Below are 14,525 nucleotides of genomic sequence, written 5' to 3' on the forward strand. Positions count from 1 at the left end.
CCTCCTTTTGAGCTTTACTCCAGCTAGTATAAGTGTTTTCAGCCCATTCACTGAAGTCGAGTAATTCAGCTTTACTCCAGATTACTTTTAATCCTTCTTGTATTTGTATGCCAGTCCGCTTTTCTCTGCCTGTTAATGTAGCGAGCACCCTATCCAGGTGGGTGTCGTTTTCTATATATAAGCTATCCATTCTTTTAGTCCTCCTATGTAATGTAATAACCCAACTTAAATCGGGGTCTATATAATATTAAATAAATAAAAACACCGTTTCGAGTTGGGTTGTTACTCCATACTATCTAGAACCTTGTTTTGAATCCAAGTAAAGAGTTAGCTATCATCTTTATATAATTAGAGATAAATTGAAGGTGATTTTTGAATAACTAATAGTCCCCTTATACAGACTATCATACACGAAGAGCCGGAATCTTTGATAGGCTATGTAGAAACAAATTCAAGCAAGCCTTTACAGAAATAAACTATTCTAGTTTCTTCAAAGTGGGTGTAATATCCTTTGGAAGAGAAAATACTATTATACCAACGTTTGTGGCCTGCAGCTAATATACTGAAGTTTAAGGAGTTTTAGCCGTTCCTTATATTAATACGGGAGAAATAGATATTTTCCGGTGATGTCGAATAAAGTAGCGTTAAAAATAAAACAACGACGAGCATAAATTATGCTATAGGTGCAATTTTGTACTCTCATTTTGAACCCACAAGGTATGTGTGTATGGATTTGGTGCCAATCTTTCGAAGCCCACCCCCTATTCAATGACTTAGCTTGCCTTCGGCTAATGCCCCTTATCTAGTTAGCTGTCTATAAAAAGAACTCACTAAATGATAGTAGTCACTCTGCTTCCTTTCCGTTGTTCGCTTCACTATTTATTCCACGGTCTAATTGACTTCGGGGCCCTGTCCTCCTTTGGAAACCCATGCTTAACGGAAAGAAAAGGCATTTTCCGCTGCCCCTTTCGCTACGCTACGGGTAAGCATACCAAAGGGGACTTCCCAAAGTAAATCAGCTTTCGCGGCATAAACTGTTCCGCTATGAGTTAAGAACACGGTTAGGCGTACATGAGTAAGACCTGTCGAACATCCTTTCCATAACAATATCAGTGAATTTAGAGGGAGTATAAGGCGGTTTTTCCTCATGTAATTCCTTAATCCACTTTATACGAAACTCATTTGCTTCCTTTTGCCCTTCACTTGTGTTTATGCGGCTGTTTTCATCTTCTAACTTTTTGATAACTTGTTTATAGTCCATCATGTTCAAATTCCTCCATATACACATATTTCTTCACGAGTGTGAGAAGGCGTTCCCCTATAGCAAGTTTTCCTTGCTCAATACGAGAAAGAACTGTTTGTCCAATTCCTAATTGTGCTGCTAATTCCATCTGACTCAATCCGTCAAACGCCCGGCGCACTACCAATGCCCTATTGATTGGCAATAAGTGAAGATTAATGATTGCTCCTTCTTTTTTGTAATCCACATTTTCAAATGCTGTTTGATTAAGATTCATATATTCCATCCCTTTCTAGGATTATTTGTATGAGCCGCTCCAAGTACGAGCGGCATATATGAAAGTCAAGGGACGAGCTTAACTTCTAGATGTAAAGTAACCCTTTAACAAGGGTTCTGCAACAGTTTTTTACATAAATTATGTTATTTTTTATGTATGAAATTAACAAAACAAACTTACAATCATTTTTGTTAATTCATTAGGTTTTTCCCCATTTTGATATATAAATAAAAATTTGATAAAAAATCGTACATTTATTTAATTGATTTTATTGACTCAAAAGGGAAAAGGGAAAGAGGAAGATGTTAAGAGGAAAAAGAAGATATCATTCAAGAGGGAAGAAAGCAAGGACTGTTAATATAACCAGCATTCAACATGAAATCCAAGCTTAAATAAAGACCCTAGAGGACACAGAATGGCTATTTCCGGGCCGTAAACAACTCCTACCTTCAGTGTTACTCTATCCATTGATGATTCCTTCTCAATTTAGTCCTTTTTGCACCCTTAGAAGAAAAAAAACATCTAGTGCAGTTACACTTTATTTAATTAGGGTCACGAAAGGGACTAATTCTGGTTTTCTATGTGCTAATTCCACGGATATGAGGTTAGTATTAGTAAGCTTTCAAAGCAAAAACCTCATTTTAGTTAGGTTGTTATATCTAGTGCATGTAGTGAGCGGGTATGATGTGGGTATCATCACGCCTTGCACTTACTAAATATTTATTCACTGTTTGAGCTAGTTAATGTTGAAGCTATATTGTTTTCTGCTTCTAATTGTTGAATTTTCTGCGTTAATTCCTCAACACAACCCGGGATATTGTCTATTTCTTTCTGTATTTCATTTCTTGCCAAGTCCAATCCTCCTTTCCATAAAGGTATTTTTCTACTATTTGGATGAGATGAGCCGGAATTAGGCTTAACCATTTTCAATAAGTGAATAACGAAGGACATGCGAGAACCCTATTAACGCCACTAGCTGACCTTGTGTTAATCCGTCATACAAACGTTTCACTCGTAATTGGTGATGAAGCGGCAGCAAATGCAAGTTAATAATTCCTCCTTCTTTGAATTGGTTACTTTCAAGGCCTTGTTCACTAATCATTTATGTGTCATTCCTTTCTAGGATTATATTTGTAAAAGAAGCAACTCCGGAGATGGTAGAATTGGAGCAGCTTATATAAAGTCGGGAACGACTTGACTTTACGGATAGAACATAATTTTTTTCTGATTATAAATAACTTTTTTGTTTAGGTATACTTTTCGAACCGGTATTACTTCTCTCTCTTAAAAATGGAATTTAAGTTATCAAGTTTTATGGTATGATTTACCTGTATAGAAAAATCGGAGGTACAGATTTAGAGCTTAACTAAGGTCTTTGCCAAAAGAGAAGGGTATGGGAGAAAATATGATTTTCAAACATCTAACTTTAACAAATTTCAGGAACTTTGAAATTGTAGATTTAGATTTAACTAATCGTAATATTGTATTTGGACTAAATGATATTGGTAAGAGTAATTTTCTAGCTGCTTTACGTTTCCTGCTGGATAGAAATTTTAGGAGAAATGGCTTTGTGGATTCGGATTTCTACAATAAAGACACAAGTAGCGAAATTATTATAACTCTCAAGATTGATATTGCTGATAATGAAGATAATGATGATAATAAGAAAATTTATACGATGATGAGCGGTGCTATTACATCGGATGCTAAAGAGATATACATTCAACTTAAATCTAAATACGATAGCGATTCTCTTATAGGAGAACCTAATCTATATTGGGGAGTAGATTTAGAAGATTTAGAGGAAATTCCAAGCAGTCAATCGTATTTTGAGCTAGATAAATACTTTAATGTAGTTTATATTGATTCATCGATTCAATTAGAAAATACTTTCAAAAGATATACAAAAGAAATACTTAAGGGTGAGTCTACCTTAAGTGAAAAGGAAAGAAAAGTTCTTAGTGACAATATTAAGAATCTTAATAAAACAGTGGGTAATCTGGGTACGATTAAAACTTTTGAGAAAGATTTGGAAGAAGAGTATAAGAAATTTAAGGATGAAAAAAACTTTAAGGTTTCTATACAATCCGAGATTGAAATAAGCAATATTCATAGTAAACTCACACCATACATATTAGATGAAAAATCAGAGAATTATCCAACATCTGGAGATGGTAGAAAAAAGATTCTAGCGTATACACTTCTTACTCTTGAAAATCGTAGATTAGAAGAAAGGAAAATCAACATTTTCCTTATAGAAGAATTAGAGAATCATTTACATAGGTCAATGCAGATTGCCTTGTCTTACCAAATTTTCTCAGATGAAATATTTAAATATTTGTTTATGACAACTCATTCTTCCCTAATTGTAAGCCAAATGGATGATGTTAATCTAATCAAGCTATTTAAAGGGAATAAAGTGGTAGGTAAATCTTACTTTTATAGAGTACCAGATGAATATATGACATTAAAACAAAAGTTAAATCAAAATTTAGCTGAAGCTATCTATGCAGATGTTGTTTTGCTTGTCGAGGGACCATCAGAGAAAATACTGTTTGAACGTATAATAAAAGATAAGTGCGAACGTTATGAGAGTTTTGGTGGTTATATTCTAGAAGTCGATGGTATTAATTTTAGTGAATACTATTCTGTATTATCTGCCCTGGGTATAAAGGTGATAGTAAAAACTGATAATGACCTTAAGAAAGTAAAAGGGGAAGAGTGTAATCTTTTAGGTGTAAATAGATGCCTAAGGCTTATGGGAGCTGAGACAAAGACAAACATGAGTAAAGTTGACCCTAAAAGATATGAAGATGAACCTGATTATGTAGTTGAATTAAAAAATATTGTCTTTAGTAAATTACCTAAAACTATAAACTCATTAAAAAGTAAAAATATCTACTTGTCTAAGGTAGATTTAGAAAATGATTTGTATGAAGTTATTCCAGATATTATGGATAACTTAGCTATTGAGATGAATAGTTCCAAAAGTGGTGTTGACTACTTACAAAGTGCAAAACTTATTAACATGATTGAATTAAGTAAAAGAATTACTGAAGAAGAAGTAGACAAAATATTTAAACATGAGAGATTTGAGTGTTTGAAAGTGTTGGTGGACTTATGTTGCCAGTAGATAAAAATATACGGGAAGAAATTCTGACAGCTAGTGGCAATATTGTAATAAGTGCTAGTGCAGGAACAGGGAAAACATATACTACTATCCAACGTATAATTAAAGATGCAGAGGGGAGTAGCAACTATCAGACATTTGCTGCTGTTACTTTTACTAGAAAGGCAGCCAAAGAAATAGTTAAACGGCTGGGTCCAAATAAGGGTGAGGGATTTGTTGGGACAAATGATAATTTTATTTGGTTAGAGATAATTCAACCGTTTATGTACGATGTGTATGGTAAATATTTCAAAATGGAAATCAAACCAGACTTTAGTGATGTTAATCAGGTTAGAAATTTTAATGAAGGTATTGAGAAGATTAGGAAGACGCAATTGATGTGTAAGTATAAAAACAGAAAAAGGAATTTTGCATTCGAATTGGCTCTAAGCATTCTAAAGGGTTCTCACTCTTGTAGGAGATATATGAAAGCAAAGTATTATAGAATTTATATTGATGAGTATCAAGATAGTGACGTTGATATGCACAACTTCTTTATGTATCTATGCGATGAGCTCGATATTCCTCTGTTTGTTGTTGGGGATTCTAAACAGTCTATATATGGCTGGCGAGGGGCATATAGCGATGGATTCACCGGGTTATCTACACTACAAACATTTAAAAACTTTGAATTATGGCATAACTTTCGGTCAAACCAAGTTATCCAAAATTACTCTAATATATTTATGAAGAGTGTGAGAAAACATTTCCAACCAACTGAATTTAATGATGAAGTAATTGTCTATAAATACAATATTGATACCGAAGCAATTAGCTATATAAATGAATGGATTGATGTTAAAAAGAATTGTGCCTTTTTAAACTTTAGTAATGATTCCTCAGAGTCCTGGAGTGAGCAATTAAAGAAAGTAGGCATGCCTTTCGTTTTTATACCTGGTTCTCCTTTAGACTATTCTAATATAGAAAGTGAGCATATATGGATAGCTAGAGCTATAGCACAGTATTCTATGCAACATAGGTATAGTGAGTATGATTTTATAGACGAAATACCAATGCCGGAAGCCTATAGAATTTCTGATATTAAGAAAATGCTAATAAAAATTAAGGATTCGCAGTATGACCGTTACCTATATGAAGAAAACTGTATAAAATTGTACGATTACCTTGGGTACAGTGAAGACTTGGATAAAATTAAGAAAGAGATAGGTAAATTATATGAAGTAGTAAATGATGAGAAATACATACCTACATACAACCAAGACCGTTACAAATTAACTTCTGGCACAATTCATTCATCCAAAGGGCTTGAGTTTGAGCAAGTAATAATAAATGCTCAGGATTATGATATGACGAAAGATGGAATGAATTTTTTGCATTATGTTGCAATTTCTAGACCAGAAGAAAGATTATTAATAATTGCTAAAGAAGGCTTTATGGACAGATATAAAGCTAATATCGATAATGCAATTTCAGAAACTCTGAAATTAGGGCTTGAAATTGAAATTTCAAAAGTTATTAAGATTATGGGATAAATGAACTTGAGTACCCTTATTGGGTATGGTTGATGAATGTATCATTTGTCAATAAAATTAATGCGTATGTTAAATTATTTAGCAGTTACTCAAATTATAAAAAGGGTAAGGTAGGTTATATTTCCATTTGGGTTAGGTTTATATTAACCGTGTGAACCGATATTTAAGCGTACGAATGTTAGGTGAAAAACAGTCGGAGTAGTACGAATAAAATATTGATATATCAACATTTAGCAGTGGCTGATTGGGGTGCTGGTGCCCGTCTTCAAAACCGCTGAGCACGTAATTATTATAAAAAGATTAAATTTCTTTGACAGTGGGGAAGAAAAAGCTCACTGTCTTTTGTTTTTTACTGAATTAATAAAATCTCGATTTTTTTAATTAATAATTTATATTTAAAATGATAAATTTATCTGAATTTTGACAAAAATATATATACATGTATAAAATAGACCTATATTTTTAGATATATTTGTAATTAAACGAATCTTTTTACCTATATAATCGGGGGATGAGGGGGAGAGTTATGGCTAGCGTTGATGAAGTTATTTATAGTTCTGATAATAATGATGTGAAAATCAGTATAGAATCAATAACAACAAAAGATTACGAGGAAAAGTACAGAGGGAATTTGTATTGCACTTTTATAGGGTGTGAGGCGAAAATGAGTTATGTATATGATAGTAAATTAAATCGTGGCTATTTCAGGAACTGGAGAAATGAACAACATTCAACCGATTGTGTTTATTTTACTGCTAATGTAAAAAGTAAATCCGGTTCGTATAAAGAAGGGGAAGTATTTGGTGTTTTAACAAAGAAACAAAAATATGATTCTTTGGATAGAGCATTTGACTTGCTATCGATGACAGAGGAAGAAAAAGAGAAAAGACGAAAAGAAAGAAGAAATAAACCAAAAAAAGAAACAACTATTGAAACTAATCCAAAGCCTGAAATTAAGATAGTACTTGATTTAAGTGAGGAAAGTACAGTTTCGAAAGTTGACGATAAAATCAAACCAAGATTGGGAAGCAGCAAAACAGCTGATAGATTAAACGATACAGACTTAAACAAAACCAAAACTGTTTATGGTTTCCTAAACACAGTAAGCCTTGAAAATGGAAAGTTCGCAATCACAATGATTTATCAGAATATATTGGTTGATGTGAAATTTGAAGAAGCTTTTACAGCTAACAGCCCGGATGCCCCAGGGTATTTTCATCACATCAAAAGGTATTATGAAGAATATGAGAACGTTCCATTTGCTGCTCTAGGTGAAATAAGAAAAAATAGAATTTCAGGTAGATTTGAAGTTATAGTTTATGATAGTGAAAGCTTAAAGATAAATAGAATGACTTTGTTATCCTTAGCTGCATTTTATTCTCTCGGTTAGTCTTCTTAAATTATGATTTGTTCATTTGAGGTGAATTGATTCTAATGGTAATAAATCGGTCTAAGTTCGAAAAGTGACCGTAACACTGAACGGAAGAAAACAGCGGTATATAAGGTAGCTCAGCTGGATAGAGTAACGCCCTTCTAAGGCTCGGTCGGGAGTTCAAATCTATCCTGCAAGTCTTTCAAGAAAAAGGTTGATATATAATACTGATTATTGACATTAGTTCGGGATTTTGATTAACTTCATATCAAAGGTTTTTAATAATCGTATGGACAATTAGATAATTAGCATTGACTAAAACTACTGTAAACATTGATATACCAACGATGTGGCGGAATTGGCAGACACGCACGACTCAAAATAGTGGTCCTCAATAAATATTAAAAGGAAACGCTTATATACGAGTGTCTCCTTTTTTGTTAAATGGTATTTATATATGGAGAGTTAATAGTTGTTTCCAAACTAAAGATATTGTACTTCAAAAACTAAGATGGAATATAAATAACATAGTAATATATATACTTATAAAACAAGCCAGTGAGTTTCATAGTCACTGGCTTGTTTTAGGTGAAAAATTTATGAAATTAAGGAAACCTTACACAAACTAAAGAGTATAATTTTTTGGTCACTAAATCGGTCACTAAAGGGGTAATAAATCCCGTAATATCAAGCTTTTTAACTCATATGTGCGGTCACTAATTTGGTCACTAAATTGTAATTAATGCGAAATATCCTTGTTTACTCCCCAACACTTTTCTTACTAATCCGCTCCACAATCTCCATCAAATCATCCGGCCGATGAAATTCAATCGGCGAGACACCTTTATCGAACTCTATCGTATCAGATTCTATCATTAATACATACTTCCCATTAATCTTTCCTAAGTGGATGCTATCGCCGAAATCGGCTAACAGTCCTTTGATGGACGTGCTGCCAAGCTTCATGCGCAGTTCGGCTTCAGGTGTATGCTCGACAATCTGGGCAGTGGCTTCGACGACCTGGTGGGTTTCAAGGCGTTCCTGGATTTCCCGCTTTTCACTCGTTTCCCAGATTTCGAGGTCTTGTTCGAATTTATGCAGTTCGTCACTGTTTTCTTCGAATTGAGCGGACACATGTTCATGGACCATGTGGATGACCTGGTTTTTCATGATTTCCGGCATCGATTCGCCATATTCGACGAATTTCAGGAAGTCCTCGAAGTAGCGGGCATGTGAGGCCTGGTGGATTTTCAGCTCGGCTTCTTCGACCATTCCTTCTTCGGGCATGTAGGGGTATTGAATCGATTTCATATTTTTAGTGGTGATGGCCATTTCGACGTGCCTGATCAAGGTGCGTTCGTCCGAAATCGAAGCGACCTTTGGCTCGAAATCACATTTAAGCAAGAAAACGAAGGGTTCATCGAAATACTTCGTTAATCTGGCTGAAGCGATGAGGAAAACACCGCCGCGGACGGCACTCGTATCGATATAAGAGCGTGTGAATTGTTCATTTTCCGCCTGGAATTCTTCTTTTGTTTTGGCATAGCGAACACGGCTAAATGCATTGTAATTAGGGTTTGAATCAAGTGCATGCCCTTCCTCGACAATGAAGGTGCCGATTTTCGTCGGTACTTGTTCCGTTTTTGGATGACGGTCCACTTTTCGTTTAGAGATTTTCATCAATTCCCCATCCAGGAAATCCTTAAGCGGGCTTTCTTCGTATTCTGCCGTATCAAGCGTTTGAAAATGTTTAAAACGTTTATCGGCTTGATCGCCCTTTCCTTCGACTTGAACTAAATAAAAAGACAGATAGGTAATCGTAAAATCCATGCTTGTCACCTTTTCCAATTAGTATATATACGTCCGTACTTTTCTTATGACGTAATAAGTATAGAGATGTACGGTGCTTGCGTCAATATCCTAAAGTTCTTCAACGCTCGGCTATCTTCTTTTGTCATCGCATTCCACAAGTACACTTCCCCTTCCATCACAGCGGGGTGCAAGGTTCTTAGATTTGGGTTGAAAGTACTTATTTATAGGAAGATTGATGAAAGGCATTTAAGATTAGTAGGCACTATGTCGAAATAATAATTAGTGGTAGAAAAATTGGAGGGGCAATTCATTGATGAAAACGAGATGGAGAAATAGGCAAAGAATTGAGACGATAGATTATTTACAATATAAGGACCAAGTTGGAATTCACATTACCGAATATCCGGGTGTATTGACGCAAGTGGACATGATTCATCTTACGATTACGGACTTATGTATCATTCGTTCCATGAAGGAGGAAGTAAAAGGTCATTTGACCGAAATTGTCGATAATTTTTATAAAAATTTGGAAAATGAACCTTCATTAAAGAAAATCATATCTGATAACAGTTCCGTTGAAAGACTGAAAAAGACCCTGCATCGTCACATGTTCGAAATGTTCAGCGGCATGATCAATGATGACTATATCAAACAGCGCTATGTGATTGCCCATGTGCATGTTCGCATCGGGCTGCAGCCAAAATGGTATATGAGCGCATTCCAAGATTTGCTGCAATCATTGATCATTCATGTGCTTTCCAACATAAAAGATATGGAGCAATATCAGAATGGCATCCTGGCTGTCACAAAAATCTTCAACTTAGAGCAGCAAATCGTTTTAGAAGCGTATGAGCTTGAAAATGAGAAAATTCGTCAAGAAAACCAGCAAACAAAGGAAACGATTAAGCTGCAGGTCAGTCATAATGCAGAAGAACTGGCCGCGATCAGCGAAGAGACGAGCTCGGCGACACAATTGATGGCAAATAAGGTTTGTGAAATTCATGGTTTCACCGAAAAAGGGTCGGACATTGCGATTCAGGCAGAAGGGAAATCGAATGAAGGAGTGAAGTTGTTACAAGGACTAGAGAAAAGATTGGTGCATACGCAGGAGCAGATGGTAATCATAGCAAAGGATATGGGGCAGCTATCGAAAACATCCAAGGAAATCGAGCGAATCGTCACGATCATAACCTCCATTGCGGAACAAACGAATTTGTTGGCGCTTAACGCAGCCATTGAAGCGGCAAGGGCAGGTGAAAATGGTAAAGGTTTTGCGGTTGTAGCGGGTGAGGTGAGGAAGCTCTCGGAAAATACCAAGGATTCGGTCTCGGAGGTCGTGAAATTGGTTAGCGGCATCGCTCATTTTACCGATGTAATGAATACATCGATTTCAATGGTGAGCGGGGAAATCACCGAAGGCACGAAGCAAGGTAAGGAAACGGGGCTGTTTTTTACAGATATCGCCAAGGCCATGCTCTCAGTAAAAGAGCAAAATATTAAAATCGCCAAGGAAATGACAGAGCTGAATGCAATATTCGATGACATTAACGAAGCGTTCAATCAAGTTGCCGTTTCCTCAGATCAATTGACGCAAATGACACTGAACCTGTAATGCTGTCAAGCGGGGAGTTAGTATAATCTATATTTCAAAAATTACCTCGCTAGAATATTCATAAACCCCATTTATTAAAACACGATTGGCAAAAAACACTTGATAACAGCAGGGGTTAATGTTATATTAATAAAGCGATGAGCTAATTTGTGTAAGCCGCAGAACAAGCAATTAGCTAAACGTCGGGATGTGGCCTGACGGTTCTACGCCTCAAACGCATCAAAGACGCCTGCTGCGTGCAGGCGTCTTTTTCATTTTGCCGATTCTTTCCTGGCCGTTTTGACATCCTCTTTGAATTCCTCTTGAATTTCTTCCGTAATTCCCTTTGTTGCATCCTTGAACTCCCTGAGAGAGGTACCGACTGCTCGTCCAATTTGCGGTAGTTTATTCGGTCCAAAAACGATCAAAGCCAATAGAAGGATCAAGATTAAACCGGGAAAACCAATGTTTGAAAGCATGAAATTCACTCCAATCGAATCTGTTAGTTAATATTATAGACCCCTGATATGTAATTGCAAAGGTTATTTACTATTTATTGTAAAGATTCAACCGTTCGGATTAAGCTTCCGATATTCTCCCTTTGTGACTGGTGGCTAATTTCTTTCAGAGGATTGAAATAACTTGCAAGGTTGAAGGAAATTATGTATTATAACTATACAAGCTGCGTTGTTCGTAATGATAATTAAGTTTTAACCTTTAAGCTGTAATAGGGAGTTTTACATCGAAACAGGAATGTTATGCCTCGTCACTGACTTGGACAACAGGATTGTTTCTGCAAACACCCACTTTGAGGAGTGGTGGTTTAAAACTTTCTTACTTGAATACGGCAATGGCGGCTTCCCATTTTAAATTGAAAACCAGTTCCCATTAGGAACTGGTTTTTTGTTGTGTTCAAAACAGCGGTGACTAGTGAAGGAAGCATCCAAATGAATGATTTTTGTAATGATTGAAAGATAGCGAAAAAACTTATTGAATTATCAGACAAATAGATATTATAATATAATTAGATAACTTAGTTCACTATTTGTATAAAAAAAGTAGTGGGGAGCTTTGTTCATAAAAGTAAGCGTTATCATTTTGGTGAGGTATTGGGAATCATGGAGGGAGTTAGTTTAATGGCTAAAATCAACACGGCAGAGGTAATAGGCAACAGTCGATTTAACCGCTTTCATTTCAGTTTACTTGCATGGTGCTTCGTCATTATCCTTTTTGATGGCTACGATCTTGTCATTTATGGGACCGTCGTTCCGATATTGACCGATGAGTGGAACCTCACTTCAGTCGAGGCGGGAGCCATGGGAAGCTACGGTTTGTTTGGCATGATGTTTGGGGCAATTTTCTTTGGCGTATTGGCGGATCGGATTGGCAGGAAGAAAGTGATTGCCATCTCATTGATTTTATTTAGTTTATTTACATTGTTATGTGGTTTTGTAGATACGCCTTCGATGTTTTCGACTTTTCGGTTTTTAGCGGGCTTGGGTCTTGGGGGCGTCATGCCAAACGTGATTGCTTTATTGACGGATTATTCCCCGAATAGGATGAGGAGCATGGTCGTTTCAATCGTTTTATGCGGTTATTCTGTGGGAGGAATGCTTGCTCCGATCCTTGGAATTGTCCTTATACCCTCAGTAGGTTGGGAATCCATTTTCTGGTTTGCGGGCATACCATTGTTATTTATACCTATTTTGCTGAAGCGATTGCCGGAGGCTACGGCGCATCTTATCAGGGTTAATAGAAAAGAGGAATTGCTCAATATATTGAATAGGGTCGATCCAGCAAACAATTTTAATTTGGAAGACGATATTTTAGATTTGGAAAAAAAGGATGTAACCATACCAATCATTGGGTTGTTTAAGGAATCCCGCACTTTTAGCACGCTGATGTTTTGGACTGCCTATTTTATGTGCCTGTTGATGATATTCGGGTTGAATACATGGCTTCCAAAGCTGATGCTTGAGGCAGGATATGCACTGAACTCAAGCTTAGGTTTCTTAGTCGTCCTTCAAGGTGGGGCCATCGCAGGAACGCTCATCATTGCTAAGCTGTGTGATCGATACGGGTTTAAAAGAATGCTCGTGCCCATGTATGCGCTTGGGGCAATCAGTTTGACTTTAATGGGTATGGGAGGCAACTTGTTCTGGATTTACATATTGGTAGCGGTTGCCGGAGCTTGTACGGTTGGTTCCCAGAACCTTATACAGGCCTTTGTTTCCCAATACTACCCAGCCGTTATACGGTCGACGGCACTTGGCGTGGCCTCTGGTATCGGAAGGATTGGCGGGATGCTTGGCCCCATACTTGGCGGTTTTTTATTATCCATTTCATTGCCCATTCAATTAAACTTCATTGCCTTTGCCATTCCTGGTCTGATTGCCGCCATCGCTTTATCCTTTGTTCCAGTGAAACAGGTTTATTACAAAAGTGATCTTTCTAAGCCAAGAGCTGGCATGAAAGTGGAAACGAAGAATTGATAATTACCTTCAAAGGCATGATATGATTGGATTTCCGGCTATCATTTGTGCCTTTCTTCTTTTTGGCAGTCCATTTACTACAGTAAGGATTCCTCAATATGCTTCTCAATGAACAAATCTTCCGAGCTCTTGCTGTAATGGAAGAAGGAAAAGAAACGAGATGCATTGTTCATAATTTCGTAATACGTATGGCTCCAATGTTTCGGCAATACATGTTAAAATGAGGCTACAGATAATTAATTCCTCCTTGAATGGGGAAGTCGAAATTAATCTCATCTTTTGAGAGGAGTCACCACGTTGAAAATTTTAAAACACTTAATTTTTTGGTTATGCATGCTCGGGACATTATTCTCTGTCGTTTACTTCTTTGTAGCGGAGATACCGTTGTACATTAAATTATTGGGCGGAGCCATCATCCTTTATCTTGCTTATGATTTGATTACTGAATCAAGGGAAAGAAAGCGTAAGGAAGCAATGCTCAATGAATAAAGTTAAAATCCCTCAATAGAGGGATTTTTTTGTTCCTTTTTCACATTTACTTTCAGTGCCTGGGAGCCCAGATGATGACTGAAACACCCACTAAACAGATGGCAGCTCCAATCCAATCATACACATCAGGCGTTTTCTTATCGATGCCCCACCCCCATAATACCGACAAGACAATGAAAACCCCGCCATAAGCGGCATATACACGTCCGAAGGTAGGGAATGTTTGAAAAGTGGCGATGATGCCGTATAACACCAGCCCAAAGCCGCCAATCAATCCGAGGAAAAGGGATTTCCCCTCTCTTAACCATTGCCAAATAAGATACCCTCCGCCAATTTCGGCTAGTCCTGCTAATAGGAATATTCCGATCGTTACCAACATATATGTAGTCCCTCGCTTTCTCGTTGACATTTTACCATATATATCAGACCTTTATGAAAAAGTGATCAGACTCGATCGCAACAAGGTTAAATCAAATACTATTGATTCATTTAAACGAACTCGGAAAATACAGAAGAAGCTCATCAATTATATTCACTGGCGGCTTACTTGTGAAACGAAAATATCTAAAAAGGCGCTTCGCTTGGGATGC

At 36.7% G+C, this 14,525-nt stretch carries 14 protein-coding genes and 1 other RNA gene; 7 read left to right on the forward strand and 8 right to left on the reverse strand.

Annotated features, from left to right (window positions below):
- From QNI08_RS02635 to QNI08_RS02655, 5 genes are all read right to left on the reverse strand, one after another.
- A partial coding sequence (locus tag QNI08_RS02635) for a hypothetical protein (protein WP_285765891.1) occupies window positions 1-190 on the reverse strand: 190 nt, incomplete at its 3' end.
- An 852-nt stretch (window positions 191-1,042) separates the two neighbouring features.
- Window positions 1,043-1,264 (reverse strand): hypothetical protein, encoded by a 222-nt coding sequence (locus tag QNI08_RS02640; RefSeq protein WP_285765892.1) that lies wholly within the window; start codon window positions 1,262-1,264, stop codon window positions 1,043-1,045.
- Complete coding sequence (locus QNI08_RS02645; RefSeq protein WP_285765893.1) at window positions 1,251-1,517, reverse strand: helix-turn-helix domain-containing protein; 267 nt, start codon at window positions 1,515-1,517, stop codon at window positions 1,251-1,253. The genes QNI08_RS02640 and QNI08_RS02645 overlap by 14 nt, the downstream gene beginning before the upstream one ends.
- A gap of 720 nt (window positions 1,518-2,237) precedes the next feature.
- Window positions 2,238-2,369, reverse strand: a complete 132-nt coding sequence (locus QNI08_RS02650) for a hypothetical protein (protein ID WP_285765894.1) — start codon at window positions 2,367-2,369, stop codon at window positions 2,238-2,240.
- A 64-nt stretch (window positions 2,370-2,433) separates the two neighbouring features.
- The gene (locus QNI08_RS02655; protein WP_285765895.1) at window positions 2,434-2,619 is read right to left on the reverse strand and encodes a hypothetical protein; all 186 of its coding nucleotides are present in this window, start codon (window positions 2,617-2,619) and stop codon (window positions 2,434-2,436) included.
- 291 nt (window positions 2,620-2,910) lie between these two features.
- Between QNI08_RS02655 and QNI08_RS02660 the strand changes: the two genes are divergently transcribed.
- The 3 genes from QNI08_RS02660 to QNI08_RS02670 all read left to right on the forward strand — a co-directional run bounded on the left by QNI08_RS02660 (window position 2,911) and on the right by QNI08_RS02670 (window position 7,569).
- Complete coding sequence (locus QNI08_RS02660; RefSeq protein ID WP_285765896.1) at window positions 2,911-4,650, forward strand: ATP-dependent nuclease; 1,740 nt, start codon at window positions 2,911-2,913, stop codon at window positions 4,648-4,650.
- On the forward strand, window positions 4,614-6,179 hold the full coding sequence (locus QNI08_RS02665; protein ID WP_285765897.1) for a UvrD-helicase domain-containing protein: 1,566 nt from the start codon (window positions 4,614-4,616) through the stop codon (window positions 6,177-6,179). The genes QNI08_RS02660 and QNI08_RS02665 overlap by 37 nt, the downstream gene beginning before the upstream one ends.
- A 526-nt stretch (window positions 6,180-6,705) precedes the next feature.
- A complete protein-coding gene (locus QNI08_RS02670; RefSeq protein WP_285765898.1) occupies window positions 6,706-7,569 on the forward strand; it encodes a hypothetical protein in 864 nt (287 codons plus the stop codon).
- 741 nt (window positions 7,570-8,310) lie between these two features.
- Here the strand turns inward: QNI08_RS02670 and QNI08_RS02675 are convergent.
- Complete coding sequence (locus tag QNI08_RS02675; protein WP_285765899.1) at window positions 8,311-9,381, reverse strand: DUF3900 domain-containing protein; 1,071 nt, start codon at window positions 9,379-9,381, stop codon at window positions 8,311-8,313.
- A gap of 295 nt (window positions 9,382-9,676) precedes the next feature.
- Between QNI08_RS02675 and QNI08_RS02680 the strand changes: the two genes are divergently transcribed.
- Complete coding sequence (locus QNI08_RS02680; RefSeq protein ID WP_285766318.1) at window positions 9,677-10,975, forward strand: globin-coupled sensor protein; 1,299 nt, start codon at window positions 9,677-9,679, stop codon at window positions 10,973-10,975.
- Between the two features lie 251 nt (window positions 10,976-11,226).
- Here the strand turns inward: QNI08_RS02680 and tatA are convergent, their stop codons facing one another.
- On the reverse strand, window positions 11,227-11,433 hold the full coding sequence (tatA, locus tag QNI08_RS02685; RefSeq protein ID WP_285765900.1) for a twin-arginine translocase TatA/TatE family subunit: 207 nt from the start codon (window positions 11,431-11,433) through the stop codon (window positions 11,227-11,229).
- 197 nt (window positions 11,434-11,630) lie between these two features.
- On the opposite strand from tatA, the gene ssrS reads away from it, so the two are divergent.
- The 3 genes from ssrS to QNI08_RS02700 all read left to right on the forward strand — a co-directional run bounded on the left by ssrS (window position 11,631) and on the right by QNI08_RS02700 (window position 13,935).
- A non-coding RNA gene (ssrS, locus tag QNI08_RS02690) (6S RNA) lies at window positions 11,631-11,818 on the forward strand.
- 272 nt (window positions 11,819-12,090) lie between these two features.
- Window positions 12,091-13,446 carry an MFS transporter gene (locus tag QNI08_RS02695; RefSeq protein WP_285765901.1) on the forward strand — a complete coding sequence of 452 codons (1,356 nt, stop codon included), beginning with the start codon at window positions 12,091-12,093 and terminating at the stop codon, window positions 13,444-13,446.
- Between the two features lie 297 nt (window positions 13,447-13,743).
- Window positions 13,744-13,935: a hypothetical protein gene (locus QNI08_RS02700; protein ID WP_285765902.1), complete on the forward strand. Its 192-nt coding sequence runs from the start codon at window positions 13,744-13,746 to the stop codon at window positions 13,933-13,935.
- Window positions 13,936-13,987: 52 nt separating this feature from the next.
- Here the strand turns inward: QNI08_RS02700 and QNI08_RS02705 are convergent, their stop codons facing one another.
- Window positions 13,988-14,314 (reverse strand): YnfA family protein, encoded by a 327-nt coding sequence (locus tag QNI08_RS02705; RefSeq protein ID WP_285765903.1) that lies wholly within the window; start codon window positions 14,312-14,314, stop codon window positions 13,988-13,990.
- Between the last annotated feature and the right edge of the window lie 211 nt (window positions 14,315-14,525).

The sequence above is a fragment of the Peribacillus folii genome (genome assembly GCF_030271255.1).
In the GTDB taxonomy this organism is placed as follows: Bacteria; Bacillota; Bacilli; order Bacillales; family DSM-1321; genus Peribacillus.

Excerpts from the sequence above, each read along its gene's own strand:
- QNI08_RS02680 (WP_285766318.1), top strand. The coding sequence starts at position 9,677 with ATGAAAACGAGATGGAGAAATAGGCAAAGAATTGAGACGATAGATTAT.
- QNI08_RS02695 (WP_285765901.1), top strand. The coding sequence starts at position 12,091 with ATGGCTAAAATCAACACGGCAGAGGTAATAGGCAACAGTCGATTTAAC.
- QNI08_RS02670 (WP_285765898.1), top strand. The coding sequence starts at position 6,706 with ATGGCTAGCGTTGATGAAGTTATTTATAGTTCTGATAATAATGATGTG.
- QNI08_RS02655 (WP_285765895.1), bottom strand. The coding sequence starts at position 2,619 with ATGATTAGTGAACAAGGCCTTGAAAGTAACCAATTCAAAGAAGGAGGA.
- QNI08_RS02660 (WP_285765896.1), top strand. The coding sequence starts at position 2,911 with ATGGGAGAAAATATGATTTTCAAACATCTAACTTTAACAAATTTCAGG.
- QNI08_RS02645 (WP_285765893.1), bottom strand. The coding sequence starts at position 1,517 with ATGAATCTTAATCAAACAGCATTTGAAAATGTGGATTACAAAAAAGAA.
- QNI08_RS02675 (WP_285765899.1), bottom strand. The coding sequence starts at position 9,381 with ATGGATTTTACGATTACCTATCTGTCTTTTTATTTAGTTCAAGTCGAA.
- QNI08_RS02640 (WP_285765892.1), bottom strand. The coding sequence starts at position 1,264 with ATGATGGACTATAAACAAGTTATCAAAAAGTTAGAAGATGAAAACAGC.
- tatA (WP_285765900.1), bottom strand. The coding sequence starts at position 11,433 with ATGCTTTCAAACATTGGTTTTCCCGGTTTAATCTTGATCCTTCTATTG.
- QNI08_RS02705 (WP_285765903.1), bottom strand. The coding sequence starts at position 14,314 with ATGTTGGTAACGATCGGAATATTCCTATTAGCAGGACTAGCCGAAATT.